This is a genomic window from Pseudomonas sp. RW407, from assembly GCF_003176655.1.
In the GTDB taxonomy this organism is placed as follows: domain Bacteria; phylum Pseudomonadota; class Gammaproteobacteria; order Pseudomonadales; family Pseudomonadaceae; genus Pseudomonas; species Pseudomonas delhiensis.
In genome coordinates this window covers 42101-63295 of record NZ_QGSL01000029.1, presented here as the reverse complement: position 1 = coordinate 63295, position 21195 = coordinate 42101, and the positions used below count along the sequence as shown (strand labels likewise).

Genomic DNA, 21195 nt, shown 5'->3' with positions numbered 1-21195 from the left:
TCTCTTGGCTGGTGACCGCGTCAGTCGCAGGCCAGCAGCAGGCTGCCGCCCAATGGGCCGCCGCCGGCGGCCACCACAGAGAGGGAATGTGGTGCAGTCTGGCGTCCTTCCGCGCGTCCCCATAACTGCAGACAGGCTTCGTGGACATAGCCCAGGCCGTGGGTGCGTCCACCGGACAGTTGGCCACCGTTGGTATTGAGTGGCAGCCCGCCGTCCAGGGCGATCCTCGCACCGCCTTCAACAAAGGCGCCGCTTTGTCCCACCGGGCACAGACCCAGGGCTTCCAGCCAGATCATGGTGAGGATCGAAAAGCCGTCGTAGAGTTGAGCCGAGCCGACATCAGCTGGCGTGTAGTCGGTGCGCGCCCACATCATCCGGGCAACGTCGAAGGCTGCCATCTCAGTCAGCGAGATCTGATCCCAGGACCACGGTTGGTTCAGCGCGGCCCCGATGGCCTCTATACGAATAGGAGCATTGCGCGTGTCCCGCGCAGCATCGCGGCGCGATAGGACGATGGCGGTGGATGCATCGCAGTGCACATCACAGTCGTACATGCGCAGGGGGGTGGAAATCATCCGCGAGTGCAGGTAATCGTCCATCGTCATCGGCGTGCGGTAGATGGCCTTGGGATTACGTGCAGCATTGCGTCGGCAGGTCAATGCGATCTGCGCGAGTTGTTCGGGGCGGGTGCCGTATTCGTGGAAATGGCGCTGCGCATAAAGTGCCATCAGGTTGATGCCGGACATGACATTGAAGGGCGTCAGCCATTGCCAAGCGTAGCTACTATCGCGCCCTTGGGTCTTGTTGGTCAGCGCTCCTGCCTGCCTGTTGTGCAGGCGCGCCGTGGCCTCGGTGATGGTTCGGAATACCAGGACGTGGCGGCAAAGACCGGCGGCGATGGCCATTGCCCCGTTGATCACCCCGGCCAGAGGGCCAGGCCCCTCGTAGCCGGCGCCAAACCAGTTGACGTTCAACCCTAGGGCGCTTTTCAGGGCGCTGGGGCCGACTGGCGAGAAGGGATCGCCATTGTTGTTGTCGCCCGGCCAGCAGGCGACGCCATCGATGTCATGGCGCTCAAGGCCTGCATCGGCAATTGCTTCCAGGCAGGCATCGAGGGTCAGGTGCATAGCTGACTTGCTAGACGGCCGGGCCACCTCGGACTGGCCGATGCCGGTGATGGCGACCTCTTTTTCGTAGCGATGAGGGGGCATCATTGATCCTTCTCAAACAGAGGGAGCCAGACATCCTCGATGTGGAGGAAGCTGACCCGTACCAGCATGTCGATCCGCACTTGGAGCGGGTCCATCCCAATTACATTGCTGACGAAACGCAGGCCCTGCTGCTCGACCAGCTCGATAATGGCGACGACGTAGGGTACTTCCAGGTCGGCGACCCAAGGCTGGTAGTTGAGGGTGTAGCTCAGCACCTTGCCTCTTCCTGACACCGCGCGAGGTGCGACCTCCCGGCTCGCGCAGCGGGGGCAGATTGGCCCGGGCGGGTGGAAATAGTGTGCGCAGCCCTGACAATGGTGGATCAACAGCTGGTCGTGCTCGCCACCCTGCCAGAAGGCGCGGTTGTCGGCGTTGAGGGCGGGCAGTTTTCTGGTCATTCGCGGAACCTGCGAGCACTGGCTTGGATGTATGTGCTCTAATAATTGCACATATTTTCTAGAAGTGTCATATATTTATGCCGGGTTATACGCTAACCACATAGCTCGCTATCTAACAACAAGAGGATCCTTTTGCCATGTCCCGGCCTTTGCAAGACAAGACAATCATCGTCACCGGCGGGTTCGGTGCTCTCGGCGGGGCCGTTGGTCGCCTGCTGCTGGAGCGCGGTGCGCAGGTTGCTCTGCTCGATCGCGCCGAAATTCCAGCTAGTCTGGGCGATGTTTCTGGGGTTCTGCCCTTGGGCGGCGTCGACCTGACCTCTACCGAGTCGGCGCGGCTTGCCGTGGCCCGGGTGGTGGAGCGCTTCGGACACCTCGACGGCCTAATCAACGTCGCTGGTGGGTTCGCCTGGGAATCCTTCGAGGATGGCGCTCTGGATACGTGGGATCGCCTGTATCAGATCAACCTTCGTACGGCTCTGGTGAGCAGCCAGGCTGCGCTGCCCTATTTGCTTGCTGCCGAGTCCGGACGCATCGTGAACATTGGCGCTCTGGCGTCCCTGAAGGCGGGCCTGGGCATGGGCGCGTATGCCGCCTCCAAATCCGGGGTGGCACGCCTCACTGAAACACTGGCTGAAGAGCTCAAAGATCGTGGGGTCACCGTCAATGCGGTACTGCCAAGCATCATCGACACTCCAGCGAATCGCGCAGACATGCCGGACTCCGATGCCAGTCGCTGGGTAACGCCGGAGGCTTTGGCCAGAGTAATTGCATTCCTGCTCTCGGACGATGCCACACCCATTACGGGAGCCTGCCTGCCCGTGGCTGGTCGGGTATGACGCCCGTGGCCTTCTGCTGCTCTTCGACTGGAGTACAAAAGTCATGAGATTGGTAACCTTTACCGACGGCAACGGGTTTGCGCGTGCCGGGGCCTTGCTGGAGAACGACCAGATCGTCCTGGACCTACAGGCCGCCTGCCAGGCCCGATACGGAAGCGAGCGTCCCGAGTTGGTCAGCGTGCTGGCGCTGGTCGAGGCCGGGGAGGAGGGCTTGGCTCTTGCCCGTTCGATGGTGGAGCAGGTTCCTGCAAGAGCCGTGCGTGCCCGGGCGGCGGTGAAGCTGCACGCACCGATTCAGCCACCGCCGCAGATGCGCGATTGCTCCTGTTTCGAGCTACACCTGCGGCAGAGCTTTGCCGCAGCACGCCGGGCCCGTGCACTGCGAACGCCAGACCCGGAGGCTACGCTCAAGGCGATGAATACGCGTGCCGACGAGCGCGTCATCGAAACCTTCAACCGCCAACCCATCTACTACAAATGCAACCGCTTCGCGGTCATCGGTATTGACGACGAATTCCAGTGGCCGAGCTTCAGCAAGGCGCTGGACTTCGAGCTGGAGTTCGGTTGCTACATCGGCAAGCGTGGTAAGGACATCAGTCGCGATGCGGCCCGCTCGCACATCGTCGGTTACACCATCTTCAACGACATGAGCGCCCGCGACGCCCAGGCTGCGGAGATGCCCGGCATGCTCGGCCCTGCCAAGAGCAAGGACTTCGACACGGCGAACATCATGGGGCCATGCCTGGTGACGGCTGATGAGTTGGGCGACCCCTACGATCTGGAGATGGTCGCGAAGGTGAACGGCGAGGAGTGGGGGCGTGGCAACACTCGTGAGATGCGCTGGTCCTTCGAGGACGTCATCGCCCATGTGTCGCGTTCGGAAACGCTCTATCCCGGGGAGTTCCTCGGCTCCGGCACGGTCGGCAACGGCTGTGGCCTGGAGCAGTTGCGCTATCTGAAGTCTGGCGATTTGGTCGAACTGGCGGTGGAGGGTATTGGTGTGCTGCGCACCCGGGTGGGGCGCGCGGAGCAAGGGGGGGGCTGATATGTCTCAAGCCGCAGCTCTGTTGGCACGTGATATCCCAGAGCGTTGCTTTGCGCTTTATGTGTACATTTTGGTTAAAAGTGTCTTATATTCTGCCGAGGCTTTCATTCGCCGTAGTGCCCTGATCAGGAGGCAATCATGCTAACAAGAACAAGCCCTGTATTGTCCGACGGAACCAAGGTTTCCGACCTTATCTTCCCCGATACCCGCGAAGTACAGATGCGCGTGCTGTCGGACCGCGAGATCTACGAGCTGGAGATGGAGAAGATCTTCGGCAAGATCTGGGTGTTCCTCGGCCATGAGTCCGAGATTCCCAACTCCGGCGACTTCGTTGTGCGCGACATGGGCTCCGACTCAGTGATCGTCGCCCGTGGAAAGGATGGCGAGGTTTATGTAAACCTCAACGTCTGCCCCCACCGCGGCATGCGCATCAGCACCGCCGACTGCGGCAATACGCAAATCCACAAGTGCATCTACCACGGCTGGGCGTTCCGTCCCAACGGTGACTTCATCGGCTCGCCGGTGGAGCGCGAATGTATGCATGGCAAGATGTTACCCAAGGAGGCGCTTGGCCTGAAGAAGGCTCGGGTCACGCTCTATGGCGGGTTGATCTTCGCCACCTGGAACGTCGATGGTCCCTCCTTCGATGAGTTCCTCGGCGATGCCAAGTGGTACTATGACATGCTGTTCTGCCGTTCTGACAAGGGCATGGAAGTGCTCGGTCCGCCGCAGCGTTTCATTGTCAATGCCAACTGGAAGACTGCTGGTGAGCAGTCCGCCGCCGATGGCTTCCATACCTTGACACTGCACCGCTGGCTGGGCGAGGTCGGTAACTATGCGAAGAAAGGCGACGGTGAAGGTGAAGGCGCCGACCTCAGTCCGGAGATGATCGGTGTGGAGGTCAGTTCGCCGCACGGCCATGCTCTTCGCTGCATTGACCTAGCCCGCAAAATCAAACGCCTTACCGGTCTCGACCCTGCGGAACTGTCGGTGCAGGAGAAGCTGAACGCCTTGCCGCCGGCCGGGATGACGCGTGAAATGGTTGAGCAGTTGGCGCGCAATCTCAGTGAGGAGCAGCTTGAGGTACTGACTAGCATGCCACCGCAGGTTGGTGGGATGTTCCCGAACATACTGTTCGGGTTCGTCTATATCCCGCAGCCGGATGGATCGGTGGTTGGCTCCATGACCATGCACGCATACGTGCCTCAGGGGCCCGACAAGCTCGAGTTCGTCAACTGGATCTTCGCCGAGAAGGACGCACCAGCAGAACTGCGCGAGAAGATGCTCAGGCAGACTATCCAGCTATTCGGTACCTCCGGGATGGTCGAGCAGGATGACTCCGATACCTGGCCGCACATGACCCTGGCTGCCAAGGGGGCGATGGGCCGCCAGATGACCCTCAAGTACCAAGCCTGCTATGAGACCGGCGCGCCTGCGGGCTGGCCAGGGCCGGGCATCGTCAACGAGGGCTTCACCAAGGACGACACCCAGTGGCATTGGTGGTTGTACTGGCATGAACTGATGACGGCGGAGAGCTGATCGTCGCGTCGTTCCAGGCAAAACCACACATTTCAGGAGTTACACATGGCCCAAGTACAAGAGCGCGGCGTCGATCAGATCCAGCCGGGGTCGCCCGTCGGTATCAAGCGCGTCCCGGTAGGTTCGGATATCTACAACCAGGTGGTGACCTTCCTCTATGAGGAGGCGACCCTGTTGGATCAGATCCGTCTGCAGGAATGGGGTGCACGCTTGGCTCCAGACCTCGTCTATACCGTACCGCTTCGCCACACCCGCCTGCAGTCGGAATTGTCCACCACCATCGTGCGTACCGTGCAGCATTACCATGACGACTACCGTTCGATCATGGGGCGAATTCTGCGGCTGTCCGGCAAGAGCGCGTGGGCGGAGGATCCGCCCTCGCGCACCCGGCGCCTGGTGACCAACGTCTTCGTCGAGGAGACCGAAAAGTCCAACGAGTTCGTGGTGACCAGTTACTTGCTGTTGACCCGCAATCGCTTCAAGGACCACCATGTCGACATCATAAGTGGTGAGCGCCGGGATGTGTTGCGTTTGACTGATGAGGGCTTCAAGCTGGCGTGCCGCGAGGTCATTCTTGATCAGGCCGTGTTGGGCACGCCGAACCTCGCCGTGTTCCTCTGACGACCCTACCATGGCGCTCCCTTCTTTGAAGGGAGGCCTAATTCCGTTGTGGGCCTCGGTGCCGGGGCGAGTTATACCGGTACAGGTTTTTTTCATGTTGGCCCTCTCTTGGTGGGCGTGCTGACGTTTTCGGAGCGCACGTTATCTGCCGAAGCCAGCGTCATGTTGTGTCGGAGTTTTGTTTCATCCGGTTTGGCTCACCCCCTTCCCCTAAGGGGAAGGGGGCTGGTGAGTTGGCATCAGTGGCTGGCTGGTTATTCTCCGGCCAGCCAGTCTTGGTCGCCCGAGCATAGATGTGCTGCCGTGTCGCTGAAATCCCAAGTTGAACCCTTGATCCGTAGGGCTTGCGCAGCCCGTGCCGGTTGCTGGCTATAGCAGAGACTGGTGCTGGATGCATGGACCTGGGAGTCCAGTGGATGCTGGCGGCCCAGTGAAATCTGGGTGCACCTGCGTAGCAATAGCGCAGCTTCCGCATCTTCTTCGGGAAGATGGCTAAGGGCCCAGCGAGCCATTCCTTCGCGCAGATTTACCCCGCAGTAGGGCGCTGGCCCTTCGATGATCGAGCCTCGTACCTCCCAGCTCAGCAGGAGCCTCCCATCACGAAGCAGTACCGGTGTCGTGCGTTCGTTGACGCGGTCCGGTACTTGGACATCGTAGCATCGGCGGAGCGTTCCGCGGGCCGCATTGGCGATGGCCAGGCCGGCAAGGTCTAGCAGGTGTGTGCATTGATGCTGGGCATCGGTCTGCCGGGTCACTGTATGGGCGATATGGCTGAGTGGCATGCCGATCAGTTGCTCCAACTGATCGGTTGCTTGTGGGCAGGCGGAGTAGGGGTAGCGCAAGGCCTCCCCGCCAATCTCCCGTACGATGCCGTCACTATGGTGTAGCCAGACGCGGAAGTGATGGAAATCGTCCTCAAGAGTAGCCCGTATCTCTCGCATGGCATCCTGTGGCGTAGAGACGATTTCCACTCGGCGGCGGAACATGCTGGTCATCGTTTTTTCCTTGCGCTGGTTTCCGCAGGTGCCTGATCTTGCGGATTGAAGTATATTTGAACAGTATACGCAAAAGTGTTCATCTAAAAACAAGAAGGAATTCGTTATGAAGCTATTGCAAGAGCAGATAGCGCTGGTAACTGGCGCTGGTGGCGGTATTGGTCGCGGCGTGGCGTTGAGCTTTGCCAAGGCCGGCGCCGCGGTAGTGATAGCCGAGCTGGACGAGGCCTCTGGCAAGGCTGTGGAGGGCGAGTTGCTGGCGCTTGGCGCGCGCGCGGTTTTCATCAGAACCGACGTGACCAGCAAGGTGGATATTGAGGCGGCTATCCAGGTGGCAGTGGAGCGTTTCGGAGGGCTGGATATTCTGGTCAACAATGCGTTCGCCCCCACGCCCAATGTGCTACTGGAGGAGAAGACCGACGAGATGCTGGCTCGGACCCTCGACTCCACCTTGTGGGCCGCTTGGTGGTCGATGAAGGCTGCACTGCCGCACATGCGCGTGCGCGGCGGCGGCAAGATCATCAACTTCTACTCCATCGACACCGAGGTCGGTGCTTGGCTGCATGGCGACTACAACGCAGCGAAGGCTGGTGTCGTCGGTTTGACCCGCAGTGCGGCCTCGGAGTGGGGGCGTTTCAACATCCGCGTGAACGCCATTGCGCCTACCGCCATGGGGGCAACCTTCCATAAGCTGGCGGCGGAGAGCCCGGGGTTTGCCGAGCGTTCCGCCGCTCTACGCCCGTTGGGGCGTTGCGGGGAGCCGGAGGAAGATATTGGGCCAGTAGTGGTATTTCTGGCTTCTGAGATGTCGCGCTTCGTCACCGGCGAGACTCTCCATGTCGATGGCGGGCTGCACCTCCCTGGCTACAATTCCCGACCGGCCACCGTACCTGTGCGCGAATACTGACGGGAGGCATCGAGCGCGGCTATTGCCACCGCGCTTTCTTCTGTAACACGGGGCGAGGTCGCAAGATCAGGGTGAGGTGCACACTAGTTCCATCGCGAGGAAGGATAGCGAGCCCCGGCCAGTCAGAAAGTGAGGCCGGGGCTGCATGGCGGGTCAGCGCTTGGCGATCTTGATATCAGTGTCTTCCAGGTCCCAGGTGTCGGCTGTCTTGCCTTCGTCGCGCAGCTCATACTTCAGCACGCGGCCCTGGGGGTTCTTCGGCAGGTTGGTGCGGAACTCGATGTAGCGGGGCAGGGCGTAATAAGGGACTGACTCGACAGCCCAGTGGAACAGCTCTTCCGGAGTCAGGCAGGCCCCTTCATGTAGCACTGCGGTCACCTTGACGTCGTCCTCGCCCTTGTCGGACGGCACGGCATGCACGGCAACCTCGGCCAGGGCCGGGTGCACAGCGAAGGCGGCTTCCATCTCGAAGCTGGAGATATTTTCGCCACGGCGGCGCAGGTAATCCTTCTTGCGATCGACGAAATAGAAGAAGCCTTCGTCGTCGAACTTGCCGACGTCGCCGGTGTGGAACCACATGTTGCGCATCAGCTTCAGGGTATCTGCGGGGCGATTCCAGTAGCCCTGGAACATGATGTCCGGACGTAATGGGCGGACGACGATTTCGCCGGGAGTGTTGGCGGGCAGTTCTTGGTCGTTGTCATCGACGATCCGCACGTCGAAGTCTGGGATGCGTTTGCCGGACGAGCCGGGCGCTGCGTATTCGCCGGCGGCCAGAGAAGTGACTACGCAAGCCTCGGTGAGGCCATAGCCATTTCCGCCGACCAGTTTGGTGCCGAAGCGTTCGCGCCAGATTTTCTTGGTTTCCTCGGTATAGGGGTTGCCGCGAGCAGTATGGATCTGACCATAGCAGCGTTTCATCGCCTCGTTGTCAGGGGCCTGAGCTAGCAGGCCACCCATTCCGCCGAGGATGGAGGCAATAGTAGCGCCGGAACGCTCGACTTCCTGCCAAAAGTTGGAGACCGAGAAGCGCGGTAGGATCGCTGCCCGTGCACCAACGAGGATGCTGGCGATGATGCTGACACACAGGGCGTTCATGTGGAACAGCGGCAGGGGCGTGATGGTTACGTCGTTTTCGTTGGCCGGACCGGCTCGCAGCTGTAGGCGCGCCAGATTGCACATGAAGTTGTAACTGATCATGCAGCCCTTTGAGGGGCCGGTGGTGCCAGAGGTATAGATCAGACAAGCCAGGTCGGAAGCTTCCGGTTTGACGCTCAGAGGGGTGTCGTCGTTGCCACGGTGTTCGTCCAAGGCGGCGATAGGAATGCGGCAGTTCTTGGGAGCAATGAAGTCACCGCGACAGAGAATCCGGGTGACGTTAGTGAGCTGCTCGGCCAGCGGAGTGATGCGTGTCAGGTAGTCCGCTTCGCAGATGACCAGATGGGTTCCGGTGTCAGCGATCTGGTGACGGAGGAACTCGCCTTTGAGCGCGGTGTTGATCGGAACGCTAACTGCACGCAGCTTGTTGATCGCCAGCCAGCACACGACAGCGTCGATGTTGTTGTCCAGCATTGTCAGCACGGTCTCGCCTGGTAGCACGCCGAGGTTCGAGAGCGCATGGGCCATGCGGGTGGAAATCGAGTCGACTTCAGAATATGTGTATAACTTTCCGCTGAAATCCAATAGGACTCGGTCTGGATGCTTTGCTACCGCTCGTTCAAGCGCTGCGATAACAGTGTCTCGTTCCCCCATGGACCAGGTGTCCGGATGGCCAGTGCCGCTCATGTCTCGATCTCCTTAGGGCCTGCCCTGGTGCGGGCAAGCGATTTTATTTTGAAGAGAGAATGCCATTCTAGATTCAAATTTTACAGATGTCTTCAGTTAAAATTTGAACAGGTTTTGCTGATACTGCCCATATCTTGTGGTAGTGTTGCTCTTATTTAGCCGCTGAGAATCCTTGTCAATGACTTCGAAAGCCACCAGATCGAGCAAGGGCGCGAGTGACAAGCTCGCCAGAAAGAATGCCAGTCCTGCGGAGAAGCCTGCTACCGTCACGAAAAGGCCTGTTCAGAAAAATGGTGTTGCCTCGTCGGTGAATGGCAAGGTAAGGCCCAATAAGCGCTCCGAGGAGACCGTTACGAATATCCTGTCTGCCACCGAGGAGGTGGTGCTGCGCTCCGGCGCAGATCGGATATCGATCCTGGATGTTTGCCAGGTGGCTGGGGTGTCCCGGGGGACGTTCTATCGCTACTTCTCCTCCCAGGAGGACTTGCTGGATACCTTCTCCCGCCACAAACGGGACAGCTTCCATGAGTCGCTGGCCTTGGCGCTGGGGGATATTGCCGACCCCGACGCGCGTTTGAATGCGCTGATTACCTACCTCGATAATTACCTTGAGCAGAGCCGCGCCCGACGCTTGCTCGTGGTGGCGCCTGACTATGCCCTGGGTTTCTTCCGACGGATATTCCATGATTCCATCGTGCGCTTTCAGGATCTGCTGGGGATCGTGTTCGATGAGTGGGATGCCCGGCTAGGCATCAAGATCGACCGGGAGCTGGTCTGCGAAATGATCATTCGCTATGTCCTGAGCGAAGTGCTCGTGCCCGAGGGGGTTAGTCGTCGTCTCTTGCCGGTACGTGTACGGAAACTCGTCGTTGCCTTGACTGTCGGCTCCACCTCGCGCTCTCGCCGCTGATCGACCTTGCCGCCACCCTCTGCTAGGGGGTGGCTGGCTCCTTCCTCTCTCCCGTCCTCTCTGCTTTAGCCCCGCCCTCACTCAGTCGCACCCTTCCCATCCGATCTCGTCTCCCCCCTTTTTTTTCCTTACCCATTCCTCCTGGGGCTGTTCTGCTACCGCTCGTCTCGAGAGGTTGGAGTCGGGGTTGTGTCTTGTGATCTTAAAAATAAATTGAACAGTTTTTTGATTTATGATCAATTTAAAATTATGCTTCACCATGAAAGCGGGCCTGACGCGCATGTTGAGTGATGTGTACCCGGCTAGGCCGGGTACGCCACGAGCGTTGCGCTACATAAACACAAAAAATGCCACTCTGAGGTATCCAGACTATGCTCATCGATCTTCACGCCCACGCGCCCCATCCCGACTACTACGACCAGCATCCCTACTGGGGACCGGCCTTCGAGCTGCAACCCGATGGCGACATCAAGCTGCGAGTGGGAGACTGGATACTGACCCTGGGTGCTCCGGAGCGTAAGAAGGCGCTGCGCGAGGCGCATGCTCGTGGCGAAACGCTGAACGTGGCGGAATACATGGCGAAATGGCGTGACCCGAGCCATCGCCTCGCTGCGATGGATGCGGCGGGTCAGGCTGCCCAGGTGCTCTCGGTGCCGAGCCATTGCTACATGTACTGGACGGAAGCCGAGTTCGCCGTGCCCTTTGCTCGCCGGGTCAATGATGCGCTGGCGAGCTACTGCTCTGCAGCGCCCAATCGCTTGATGTTCTGGGCACACGCGCCACTGAATGTACCGCACGAGGCGGCCAAGGAAATCCGTCGTGCCTGCACCGTACTGGGCGCCAAGGGCCTGGTTGCCGGTGGTTCCAACTTTGGCGGGCTGGAATACGACTCACCCGAGCTGGATCCCGTGTGGGAGACACTGTGCGACCTCGACCTGCCGATTTTCGTGCATGGCTACAACCAGTCCGTAACCTGGGGTAAGGACGCCAATACCGATCGCTATGAGACGACCGCGATCTTGGGTATGAACTATGACGAAACCAAGTGCTTCTGGTACCTGATCAATGGCGGTGTGCTGGATCGCTTCCCGAACCTGAAGGTCTACATCACTCATGGTGGTGGCTTCGTGCCCTATCAGTTGGGGCGCATGGCGCAGACCAACCCCAATCTCGACGTCTATCACAACAAGAAGCCATTCCTGGATTATCTGTCCAACTTCTATTTCGACGTGGAGTTGCACGAGCTCCCCATGCGTCAGGCCATGCTGGACGTCATTGGTGCTGATCGAGTGGTGTACGGCTCCAACTTCGGCGGCAGTGATGCGGTGCGCCATGACCTGACGGAAGGGCTGCGCCTATCCGACGAGGATCTGCAGAAGATCCGCTGGAAAAACGCCTGTGATCTCCTGCACCTGGATCCGACCAAATTGGGCAAGGTGGGTGCCTGATGAAGCTGGCGCGCTGTTCCTATTTCCAAACGGGGCCCTTCTGGGCTGTCGTTGACCCTGAGCGCGACGAGGTCCATGCCATCGATGGGGAATTTTCCCAGTGGGCCCCCGCATTGGCCAGGGGGGCAGGTATCAGTGCCCTGCGCCTTTCTGGACCGTCGCTACCGCTGTCTAAGATGTGCCTCCTACCTCCGATCGAACCGGTCAACCGGGTGGTGGTGGCGGGTGCAAACTATGCCAAGCACCTGGCTGATGACTTCGGCCTCGCCAGCCCTCCACAGCCGGTGGCCTTCCTCAAAGCCTACGGTGCGCTGATCGGCGCGAAAGACCCGATTCGCTATCCACCCCTGACCGAGGAGCTAGACCACGAGGTCGAATTGGTGGCGGTGATCGGTAATTCCGAGATAGACCTGGATGACCCGCTGGCCAGCGTTCTGGGCTACACCGTTGGCAACGACGTCAGCGCACGGGACCTGCAGCGCAGTGGTCCGGCGGGTATCGGCATGGACCTGTTTGCGGCCAAGAGTCAGGACTGTACCACCGGGCTTGGGCCCTGGATCGTCACCAAGGACGAGTTTCCAGTCGGCTCACCTGAGCTGCGCCTAATCCTTAAGGTCAACGGCGAGATTCGACAAGACGGCTCGACCGCGGAGATGACCTGGGATGTCGGCCAGCTGATTCGTTTCGTCCAGCAGCGATCCAGCTTTGCCTGTGGTGACGTGCTGTTCACCGGTTCGCCGGCCGGTGTCGGCATGGGAACTGGCCGATTCCTCAATCCCGGGGATGTCGTCGAGGCAACCATCGAGGGCATAGGCACATTGTGCAACGTAGTGGGCAAGAAGTCCCGCGACTGAATCGAGAGCGAAGCATGAGCACTGATAAACAAGAAAAGATCGTGGTAGTGGGGGCTGGTCTGATGGGGACCGGTATTGCGCACGGGTTCGCCAGTTCCGGCTATCCCACCGTGCTGGTGGATACCAACCCTGAGTCGTTGTCCCGCGCCAGGGGCAATATCGGCAAGATCCTCGAGGATGGTGTATCGCTTGGCAAAGTCTCCGCTGAGTCGGCGCAGGCATCCTTGGCGCGCCTGTCCACCAGCGGCGACCTGGCCGAGGCCGCGCAGGGGGCCGATTGGCTGGTGGAAACGGTTTCCGAGCGACTGGATGTGAAGAGGGCGGTGGTTGCCCAGGCCGAGCCGCTGCTCGCCCCCGGCGCAATCATCGCCACCAATACCTCGGCGCTGAGTGTGACCGAGATCGCCGCCGCCCTAGCCAGCCCCGAGCGGGTCATCGGCATGCATTTCTTCAATCCGGTGCACAAGATGAAGCTGGTGGAGCTGGTTCGCGGTCTGGCGACCAGTGACGAGGCGCTGGTGCGTACTCGTGAGCTGTGCGGTGCAATGGGTAAGACCTCGATCGTTGTCAACGAGTCGCCTGGCCTGACCACCAGCCGGATGTCCGCATTGCTCGGCAACGAGGCGATGTACATGCTCCAGGAGGGTACGGCCAGTGCTGAGGATATCGACACGGCTCTGCGTCTGGGTTTCAATCACCCCATGGGGCCTTTGGAGCTGGGTGACCTGACCGGCTGGGATACCCGATTGTCTGTCTTGCGCTACCTGCATCAGACCTTGGGCGAGAAGTTCCGGCCGTGCCCTCTGATTATCAAGATGGTCGCCGCCGGGCGCTTCGGCCGCAAGACCGGGCATGGCGTCTATCGCTATGAAGAGGGCACGCGGGTGCCGGGCTCCGGCCTCAAGGCGAGTGCACTATGAAAGACATAGTGATCGTCGATGCAGTACGTACGCCGATTGGCCGTTTCCGCGGTGGTTTGGCCGGTGTGCGTGCCGATCACCTGGGAGCACTGGTGATTGGCAAGCTGCTGGAGCGCGTAGGCCTGTCGCCAGCGCAGGTTGATGACGTGATACTCGGCTGCGTCACCCAGATCGGCGAACAGTCGGCCAACATTGCCCGAACCGCGTTACTTGGTGCCGGCTGGCCGGTGGATATCCCTGGGCTGACCATCGACCGCAAGTGCGGGTCGGGAGAGGTGGCGGTGCATGTCGCCGCTGGCGCCATTGCCGCCGGGGGCGTTGACATCGTGGTTGCCGGCGGGGCGGAGAACATGAGCCGTGTACCGATGGGGAGCAACCGCGAGATCCACGGCGAAGCTTTTGGTTGGATGGCTGCCGAGCGTTATGAGCTGACCAGTCAGGGTGAGGCCGCCGAGCGTATTGCCGACAAGTGGTCGCTCAGCCGTGACGAACTGGACGACTACGCCTTCGTCAGCCATAGCCGGGCGGCCGCTGCGGCTGATTCCGGGTATTTCGCTAATGAAATCGTCGAAGTACCGGTCGAGGGTTTGCGCGAGCATGGGTTTAGCGAACCTGTAGCACCGCTGCGGGCGGACGAGACCATTCGTCGTGACACGTCCCGGGGTAAGTTGTCGACCTTGAAGACCAGTTTCCGCCCTGAGGGCGGCCGCATCACCGCCGGAAACTCTTCACAGATTTCCGATGGTGCGGCAGCACTGCTGTTGATGTCGGTGGAAACTGCTCAGCGTCTGGGATTGAAGCCTCGGGCTCGGATTCGTGCGTTCACCACGGTGGGGGCTGACCCGACGCTGATGCTTACTGGCCCGATCGCTGCCACCTACAAGGTGCTGCAGAAAGCTGGCCTGGGCATCAGTGATATCGATTTGTTCGAGGTCAACGAGGCCTTCGCTTCGGTACCGCTAGCCTGGATGCATGAAACCGGTGTCTCGCACGAGCGACTCAATGTCAACGGTGGTGCCATCGCCCTGGGCCACCCGCTTGGCGCTAGTGGCGCACGGCTGATGACCACGCTGCTGAACGAGTTGGAGCGGCGCGGTGCCCGTTATGGGCTGCAGGCGATTTGCTGTGCCGGAGGCATGGGGACCGCAACCATCATCGAGCGCCTTGGTTGAACAGATGGAGAGGGCTGCAGGCATAGCGCGAATTTCCATGGTACCGCTGGAGGATATGCCGGCCGAGCTGCGCGAGGCCATCGTGTGGGGGCAGGAAACCCGCATGCTCAGTTCGACAAGGCCGATCCAGGTCTGGGCGCATCGCCCTGGCCTGGCCCTGGCCTGGCTGGAGCTGATGGCCGGCTTCTATCGGGACAGCTTGCTGGACGAGCGCTTGCGCGAGCTGTTGCGGCTGAAGATCGCCAGTATCACCACCTGCCAGGCATGCCAGTTGGCGCGCAAGTCCGATGAGGTCAGCGAGGACGATATTGCCTGCTTGGCGACCGACAGTGAGCGCTTCACTCCTGCCGAGCGGGCTGCTCTGCGTTTTGCCGAACTGTTCGCGGGTGACTACATGGCCATCGACGACGAGCACTACGCACGAATGGCCGAATTCTTCAGTCCGGCTCAGGTGACGGAAATCAACCTCTATTGTGCCCTGATGCTAGCCGGTGGTCGTATGACTTACGTCCAGCAAGCTTATTGAACGCATTGTTCATACGCCTTGGCTGGGCATTTCTTTTCTTGATTTTGGGCAAAATGTAAAAAATCGTTCAGATTTATGCATAGCGTGCCTAATATGCCCGATAGGGCGTGTCCCTCACGGGGCCACGCATACCGGCTACGTACAACAAGAAAGGAGATGTCCATGTCCGCCCCGGCCCAAAGCAACTTGGAGCAAGTCTTCGCCAATGTCGCGAGCAACTACCGAGGTGCCGATATCGATCTGCACGCGGTATATCGTGAGATGCGCGAGAAATCCCCGGTTCTCCCGGAGAACTTCATGGCGCGCCTGGGTGTGCCGTCGATTGCCGGACTTGATCCTGACCGTCCGGTTTTCACGCTGTTCAAGTACGACGATGTCATGGCGGTGATGCGCGATGCCACGAATTTCACCAGTGGCTTCATCGCCGAGGGGCTGGGGTCGTTCTTCGATGGCCTGATCCTCACCGCCATGGATGGACTCGCGCACAAGAACATCCGCAGCCTGCTGCAGCCGGTGTTCATGCCCGAGACAGTCAATCGCTGGAAGGAATCCAAGATCGATCGGGTTATCCGCGATGAGTATCTGAAGCCCATGGTTGCTAGCAAGCGTGCGGATCTCATGGAATTCGCCCTGTACTTCCCCATTCGCGTGATCTACTCGCTGATCGGCTTCCCCGAGGACCGTCCCGAGGAGATAGAGCAGTATGCCGCCTGGGCGCTGGCTATCCTGGCTGGTCCGCAGGTTGATCCCGAGAGGGCTGCCGCCGCACGTGGCGCGGCGATGGAGGCCGCCCAGGCTCTCTATGACGTGGTCAAGGTGGTAGTAGCGCAACGTCGTGCCGAAGGCGCTGCGGGCGATGACCTGATCAGCCGTCTGATTCGGGCCGAGTACGAGGGGCGCTCACTTGATGATCATGAGATCACCACCTTTGTCCGTTCGCTGCTCCCGGCGGCGAGCGAGACTACCACTCGTACCTTTGGCACCTTGATGGCACTGCTGCTGGAGCGGCCGGAGCTACTGGCGCGTATCCGTGAGGACCGCAGCCTAGTGCCCAGAGTCATCGACGAAACGGTGCGCTACGAGCCGGTGGCCACTTTCAAGGTGCGCCAGGCGGCCAAGGACGTCGAGATTCGTGGCGTGGCCATTCCCAAGGGGGCCATGGTCTCGTGCATTGTCAGCTCGGCCAACCGTGACGAGGACGCGTTCGAGCAGGCCGACAGCTTCAACATCGACCGCAAGTCCAGGCCGTCGTTCGGTTTCGGTTTCGGTCCGCATATGTGCATTGGTCAGTTCGTCGCCAAAACAGAAATCAACTGCGCGCTTAATGCCGTCCTCGACCTGATGCCCAATATTCGCCTCGATGTCGGCAAACCGGCCCCACAAATTATCGGAGCGCAACTGCGTGGCCCCCATCACCTACATGTGATCTGGGATTGAGCCACGTGGCCCTGGCCTTTGCGGGGCGTGCTCGATGTGTTCCTGATAGAACCTGTAGTTGAACATATTTAAAAAAAGTGTTTAATTTATCTCGGTCGTGCTCTATGATCGGAAACACATCAGGAACCCGTAAGCCAAGGGGAAAACAACAATGAAGATTGAAGATCTGATTCTCGTCAGCGTTGATGACCACGCGATCGAGCCGCCGAATGCCTTTGCACGTCACATGCCGGCCCGCTTCAAGGGGCGCGAGCCCCACGTTGTCAAGCGCGGAGAGCGCGATGTGTGGGTCTTCGAGGAGCAGGCCACCGGTTATATGGGCCTCAACTCGGTGGTCGGGCGGCCCAAGGAGGAGTACGGCATGGAGCCGCTGGGCTATGAGCAGATGCGCCGCGGCACCTGGAACATCAGTGATCGTGTGGACGACATGAACGCCAATGGCGTACTCGGCTCACTCTGCTTCCCGACCTTTCCTGGCTTCGCCGGCCAGCGCTTCCAGAACCACTCGGACCGCGCCGTGTCCCTGGCGGCCATCCAGGCCTACAACGACTGGCACCTGCACGATTGGTGCAATGCCGCGCCGGGACGTTTCATCCCGCTGATGCTGGTGCCCTGGTGGGACATGCAGGCCGCAGCCGCGGAGGTTGCGCGCTTGGCCAAGCAAGGCGTGCATGCCCTCTCGCTATCCGACAACCCGGCGATTCACGGCTTCCCGTCGATCCACAGTGACTACTGGGACCCGCTATGGAAAGCCTGCGCCGACCACAACGTGGTGATCTGCTGCCACATCGGTACCGGCGTCAAGGCCGAGCACGCCTCCGACCTGTCTCCGATCGACGCCTGGATCACCTCTATGCCGATCTCCATCGCCAACTCGGCGGCCGACTGGATTTGGGCGCCGATGTGGAAGAAATTCCCGAGCCTACGTATGGCCCTGTCCGAAGGCAGCATCGGCTGGATTCCCTACTTGCTGGAACGCGCCGACTTCACCCATCGCCATCACAACGCTTGGACCAATTCCAACTTCGGTGGACAGATGCCTAGCGACATCTTCAAGAAGCATTTCATCACCTGCTTCATCGAGGATAACTTCGGGCTGCAGAACCTGAAGTTCATGAACGAAGAGATGGTGACCTGGGAAAGCGACTACCCGCACTCCGACTGCACCTGGCCGAACTCGCCGGAAACGGCCTGGGAAGGCCTGAGGCACTTGCCCAAGGAGACCATCGACAAGGTCACCCACCTCAACGCCATGCGCGAGTTCTCCTACGACCCGTTCGCGATTCTCGGTCGCGAGAACTGCACGGTCGGCGCCTTGCGCGCCCAAGCTGCGCACGTGAAAACCGAGCCGGCGCTGGGCCTTGGTGGCGCCGACCACGGGCGTGCCGATGGCAAGCCGGTCACTTCTGGCGACATCAATGCGATGTTTGCGAAGGCAGACGCCGGCACTGCTCTCTGATAAGGCGCCTACCAGCCCTCTCCCTTAATGTCGGGGAGGGCTGGCGGGTTTCGGCTCACCTGTCAGTGATTGGCCTTGTGCCCCATTTCGAGAGTTCGCATGTCTATCGCTCAATTCACTTACAGCAGGATTCCCCACGAAGCGGAGTTGCTCCGCCACGAGGTGCGGACATTTCTCCAGGACTATCTTGCCGAGTATCCGGCGACCGCCCGGGCGCAATCCTGGATGGGGTTCGATGCGGGGTTCAGTCGCCAGCTCGGCGCCCGGGGCTGGGTCGGCATGGCGTTGCCGAAGCGCTATGGCGGCATTGAAGCCGGTCCTTTCTCTCGCTACGTAATCATTGAGGAGTTGCTGGCCTCCGGTGCACCGGTGTCGGCGCACTGGATTGCTGACCGGCAGAGCGGCCCGCTGATAAACCGTTTCGGCAGCGAGGCGCAGAAAGACCGTTACCTTCCGTCGATCTGCCGCGGCGAAAGCTATTTCTGCATTGGTATGAGCGAGCCGAACTCAGGTTCCGACCTAGCTTCGATCAAGACCTCCGCTCGTCGCAATGACGGTGGTTGGTTGCTCAACGGACAGAAGGTGTGGACCACAAACGCCCAGCACTCGCATTTCATGATCGCCCTGGTGCGTACCGGCGAGAAGCAGGCGGCGCGCCATGAGGGTATGTCGCAGTTCATCGTCGACCTCAGCCTGCCGGGGATCATCATCCGTCCCATCCGAGACCTGGCCGGTGGCGAGCATTTCAACGAGGTGTTCTTCGACAACGTTCAGCTCGATGCGGATGCGCTGATCGGTACCGAAGGCAAGGGCTGGGAGCAGGTCACCGCCGAGCTGGCTTTCGAGCGTAGCGGTCCGGAACGCTTCCTCAGCTGCATGGCCTTGTTCAGGACACTGATCGATGCACTCGGCCACAGTCCGGATGCCCTACAGTGCCGCGAGGTTGGCCGCCTCACGGCGAAGCTGCTGACCTTGCGCAATATGTCATTGGCAGTCACCGCGCAACTGGCTGCCGGCGAGCATCCGACCTGGGCTGCTTCCTGCGTCAAGGATCTGGGCAATCTGTTCGAGCAGGAACTGCCCGAGGTCGCCCAACTGCTGGTCGAGGCCGAGCCTCGCCTAGTTGGTGGCAGCGAACACGCCCGGGTCCTGGCCTATCTGATGCAGATGGCACCTTCCTTCTCTCTGCGCGGTGGTACTCGCGAAATCCTGCGCGGCATCATCGCGCGTGGCCTGGGGTTGCGATAATCATGCGAGAACTATTTGAATCGACCATTGAGCGCCTGCTCGGCAATCTGGCCACGTCGGAATACGTGCTCGGCTGCGAAGGTGGTGCGTGGCCAGCAGAACTCTGGAGCGTCCTGGAGGACTCTGGTTTCACACTGGCTGCCGTACCTGAAGCCCTGGGTGGGGGCGAGGCGGGGTGGGCTGATCTCTATGTGCTGGCTCGCGCCGCCGGCCGTTTTGCTGCGCCAGTGCCCCTGGGTGAAGCGCTGCTGGCCAACTGGTTGCTTGGCAAGGCCGGGCTCGAAGGACATAGTGGCGTCCTCAGCTTTGGCGCCAGCGTTCAACTCAGCCTGCGGCGCGACAAGGTGGATGGCTCCGTGCATGACGTGCCTTGGGGGCGGTATGTCGATGCGGTGGTGGCCGTTGCCGATACCGCTGATGGTCCACGTGTAGTCCTGTTGGACCGTGCCGCGGCGGCTGAACAGATCCTGGCCCTGAACGTGGCTGGAGAGCCACGCGATGGCCTGCGCTTCAGCTCGGCTCCGGTGCTCGCCAGTGCACCCCTGCCGGCGGGGATGCCGGGTGATGTTCTTTTGTTGGGGGGGGCGTTGCTGCGTTCCGCACAGATCGCCGGGGCCTTGCGAGCGCTGCTGGACATGACCTCTGACTACGCCTGCGAGCGCAACCAGTTTGGCCGCCCGATCGGCGCCTTCCAGGCTATCCAGCAACAGCTCGCGGTATTCGCCGAGCAGGCGGCGGCCGCTGGTGTCGCTGCGGAGGCTGCCTTCGTCGAATCGGACACTGACCTGGCCGCCCTCAGTATTGCTGTTGCAAAGGTCAGTACCGCCGAGGCAGCCAGCGTCGGCGCCAGTATCGCCCATTCTGTGCACGGCGCCATCGGCTTTACCCAGGAGTATTCGCTGCACCTGCTGTCGCGTCGCCTGTGGGCCTGGCGTAGCGAGTTTGGTTCGGCCAGCCTGTGGAGCCAGCGTATCGGCCAACTGGCCTGCGCCGCTGGTGGCCAAGGCTACTGGCCGTTGCTTACAGGGCACGCAACCCAATCTCTACCTGGACTCGGGGGACATACAGCATGAATCCCTTTCTGCAGATCGAGCGGGACGGCGCCATCGTCACCGTGCGCATGAACCACCCGGAAACCCGCAACGCGCTGACCTCGCCGGAGCAAATCCAGGAGTTCGTCGACCTTTGCGCCGAACTGCGTCGGGATCACTCGGCGCGGGTTATGGTACTGACCGGCAACGGCAGCGCCTTCTGCGCCGGCGGCAACGTCAAGGACATGCGCAGTCGCGAGGGGATATTCGCCGGGTCCCCTTACGAACTGCGTAATACCTATCGTGATGGTATCCAGCGCATCCCGCTGGCGTTGTACGAGCTGGATATTCCGGTGATTGCCGCTATCAACGGCCCGGCGATTGGCGCCGGACTGGACCTGGCTTGCATGTGTGATATTCGCCTGGCGTCGACTTCGGCACTGTTCGCGGAAAGTTTTGTCCGACTGGGGATTGTACCGGGCGATGGGGGGGCTTGGTTGCTGCCACGCATCATCGGCATCCCCAAGGCAAGTCTGATGGCTTTCACCGGTGACACCGTCAATGCCGCCAAGGCTCTGGAGTGGGGGTTGGTGGAGCAAGTCTGCACCCACGAGACGCTCCAGGCCGAGGCCCGGTCGCTGGCACAGCGCATCTCTGTGAATCCGGGGCATGCCCTGCGCCTGTGCAAGCGATTGCTGCGAGAGGGCCAGCACATGCGCCTCGATTCGCTGCTGGAGTTGTCCGCCGCTTACCAGTCGCTGGCCCACCACACGGAAGACCATCAGGAAGCGGTCTCCGCCTTCTTGGACAAGCGCAAGCCGGATTATCTGGACCGTTGAGAAGACCGACT

Annotated in this window: 20 protein-coding genes; 16 read left to right on the top strand and 4 right to left on the bottom strand. The window is 60.7% G+C overall.

What is annotated here, in order from left to right:
• Window positions 1-20 precede the first annotated feature (20 nt).
• Window positions 21-1214 carry a thiolase family protein gene (locus DK254_RS01165; protein ID WP_370686639.1) on the bottom strand — a complete coding sequence of 398 codons (1194 nt, stop codon included), beginning with the start codon at window positions 1212-1214 and terminating at the stop codon, window positions 21-23.
• Complete coding sequence (locus tag DK254_RS01160) at window positions 1211-1609, bottom strand: Zn-ribbon domain-containing OB-fold protein (protein WP_058490405.1); 399 nt, start codon at window positions 1607-1609, stop codon at window positions 1211-1213. The genes DK254_RS01165 and DK254_RS01160 overlap by 4 nt, the downstream gene beginning before the upstream one ends.
• Window positions 1610-1746: 137 nt before the next feature.
• Between DK254_RS01160 and DK254_RS01155 the strand changes: the two genes are divergently transcribed.
• The 4 genes from DK254_RS01155 to DK254_RS01140 all read left to right on the top strand — a co-directional run bounded on the left by DK254_RS01155 (window position 1747) and on the right by DK254_RS01140 (window position 5653).
• On the top strand, window positions 1747-2448 hold the full coding sequence (locus tag DK254_RS01155) for an SDR family NAD(P)-dependent oxidoreductase (protein WP_058490403.1): 702 nt from the start codon (window positions 1747-1749) through the stop codon (window positions 2446-2448).
• Window positions 2449-2491: 43 nt separating this feature from the next.
• Window positions 2492-3493: a fumarylacetoacetate hydrolase family protein gene (locus DK254_RS01150; RefSeq protein WP_058490401.1), complete on the top strand. Its 1002-nt coding sequence runs from the start codon at window positions 2492-2494 to the stop codon at window positions 3491-3493.
• Window positions 3494-3631: 138 nt separating this feature from the next.
• Window positions 3632-5032, top strand: a complete 1401-nt coding sequence (locus DK254_RS01145) for an aromatic ring-hydroxylating dioxygenase subunit alpha (RefSeq protein ID WP_058490397.1) — start codon at window positions 3632-3634, stop codon at window positions 5030-5032.
• Window positions 5033-5077: 45 nt separating this feature from the next.
• Window positions 5078-5653, top strand: a complete 576-nt coding sequence (locus tag DK254_RS01140) for an aromatic-ring-hydroxylating dioxygenase subunit beta (RefSeq protein WP_058490396.1) — start codon at window positions 5078-5080, stop codon at window positions 5651-5653.
• A gap of 254 nt (window positions 5654-5907) precedes the next feature.
• Here the strand turns inward: DK254_RS01140 and DK254_RS01135 are convergent, their stop codons facing one another.
• Window positions 5908-6648 (bottom strand): DUF2889 domain-containing protein, encoded by a 741-nt coding sequence (locus tag DK254_RS01135; protein WP_058490395.1) that lies wholly within the window; start codon window positions 6646-6648, stop codon window positions 5908-5910.
• A 106-nt stretch (window positions 6649-6754) separates the two neighbouring features.
• Here DK254_RS01135 and DK254_RS01130 point away from each other — a divergent pair, with 106 nt between their 5' ends.
• A complete protein-coding gene (locus DK254_RS01130; RefSeq protein ID WP_058490394.1) occupies window positions 6755-7555 on the top strand; it encodes an SDR family NAD(P)-dependent oxidoreductase in 801 nt (266 codons plus the stop codon).
• 153 nt (window positions 7556-7708) lie between these two features.
• Here the strand turns inward: DK254_RS01130 and DK254_RS01125 are convergent, their stop codons facing one another.
• Window positions 7709-9340 carry an ATP-dependent acyl-CoA ligase gene (locus tag DK254_RS01125; protein WP_109931690.1) on the bottom strand — a complete coding sequence of 544 codons (1632 nt, stop codon included), beginning with the start codon at window positions 9338-9340 and terminating at the stop codon, window positions 7709-7711.
• Window positions 9341-9518: 178 nt separating this feature from the next.
• On the opposite strand from DK254_RS01125, the gene DK254_RS01120 reads away from it, so the two are divergent.
• The 11 genes from DK254_RS01120 (at window position 9519) to DK254_RS01070 (ending at window position 21184) form a co-directional block, all read left to right on the top strand.
• Window positions 9519-10250, top strand: a complete 732-nt coding sequence (locus tag DK254_RS01120; protein ID WP_058490387.1) for a TetR/AcrR family transcriptional regulator — start codon at window positions 9519-9521, stop codon at window positions 10248-10250.
• 371 nt (window positions 10251-10621) lie between these two features.
• Window positions 10622-11698, top strand: a complete 1077-nt coding sequence (locus DK254_RS01115) for an amidohydrolase family protein (RefSeq protein WP_109931688.1) — start codon at window positions 10622-10624, stop codon at window positions 11696-11698.
• Complete coding sequence (locus tag DK254_RS01110; protein ID WP_058490385.1) at window positions 11698-12552, top strand: fumarylacetoacetate hydrolase family protein; 855 nt, start codon at window positions 11698-11700, stop codon at window positions 12550-12552. Before DK254_RS01115 ends, DK254_RS01110 begins: the two co-directional genes overlap by 1 nt.
• Window positions 12553-12566: 14 nt before the next feature.
• A complete protein-coding gene (locus tag DK254_RS01105) occupies window positions 12567-13472 on the top strand; it encodes a 3-hydroxyacyl-CoA dehydrogenase (RefSeq protein ID WP_058490384.1) in 906 nt (301 codons plus the stop codon).
• Window positions 13469-14644, top strand: a complete 1176-nt coding sequence (locus tag DK254_RS01100) for a thiolase family protein (protein ID WP_058490383.1) — start codon at window positions 13469-13471, stop codon at window positions 14642-14644. The genes DK254_RS01105 and DK254_RS01100 overlap by 4 nt, the downstream gene beginning before the upstream one ends.
• A 37-nt stretch (window positions 14645-14681) precedes the next feature.
• Window positions 14682-15170, top strand: a complete 489-nt coding sequence (locus DK254_RS01095) for a carboxymuconolactone decarboxylase family protein (RefSeq protein WP_058490382.1) — start codon at window positions 14682-14684, stop codon at window positions 15168-15170.
• 162 nt (window positions 15171-15332) lie between these two features.
• Entirely contained in the window at window positions 15333-16607 is a 1275-nt protein-coding gene (locus DK254_RS01090) for a cytochrome P450 (RefSeq protein WP_058490381.1), read from the top strand.
• A 151-nt stretch (window positions 16608-16758) separates the two neighbouring features.
• Window positions 16759-18066, top strand: a complete 1308-nt coding sequence (locus tag DK254_RS01085) for an amidohydrolase family protein (RefSeq protein ID WP_058490380.1) — start codon at window positions 16759-16761, stop codon at window positions 18064-18066.
• A gap of 99 nt (window positions 18067-18165) precedes the next feature.
• Window positions 18166-19314, top strand: a complete 1149-nt coding sequence (locus tag DK254_RS01080) for an acyl-CoA dehydrogenase family protein (protein WP_058490379.1) — start codon at window positions 18166-18168, stop codon at window positions 19312-19314.
• A 2-nt stretch (window positions 19315-19316) separates the two neighbouring features.
• Entirely contained in the window at window positions 19317-20387 is a 1071-nt protein-coding gene (locus tag DK254_RS01075) for an acyl-CoA dehydrogenase family protein (protein WP_058490378.1), read from the top strand.
• Window positions 20384-21184, top strand: a complete 801-nt coding sequence (locus tag DK254_RS01070) for a crotonase/enoyl-CoA hydratase family protein (RefSeq protein ID WP_058490377.1) — start codon at window positions 20384-20386, stop codon at window positions 21182-21184. The genes DK254_RS01075 and DK254_RS01070 overlap by 4 nt, the downstream gene beginning before the upstream one ends.
• The last annotated feature ends 11 nt before the right edge of the window (window positions 21185-21195 follow it).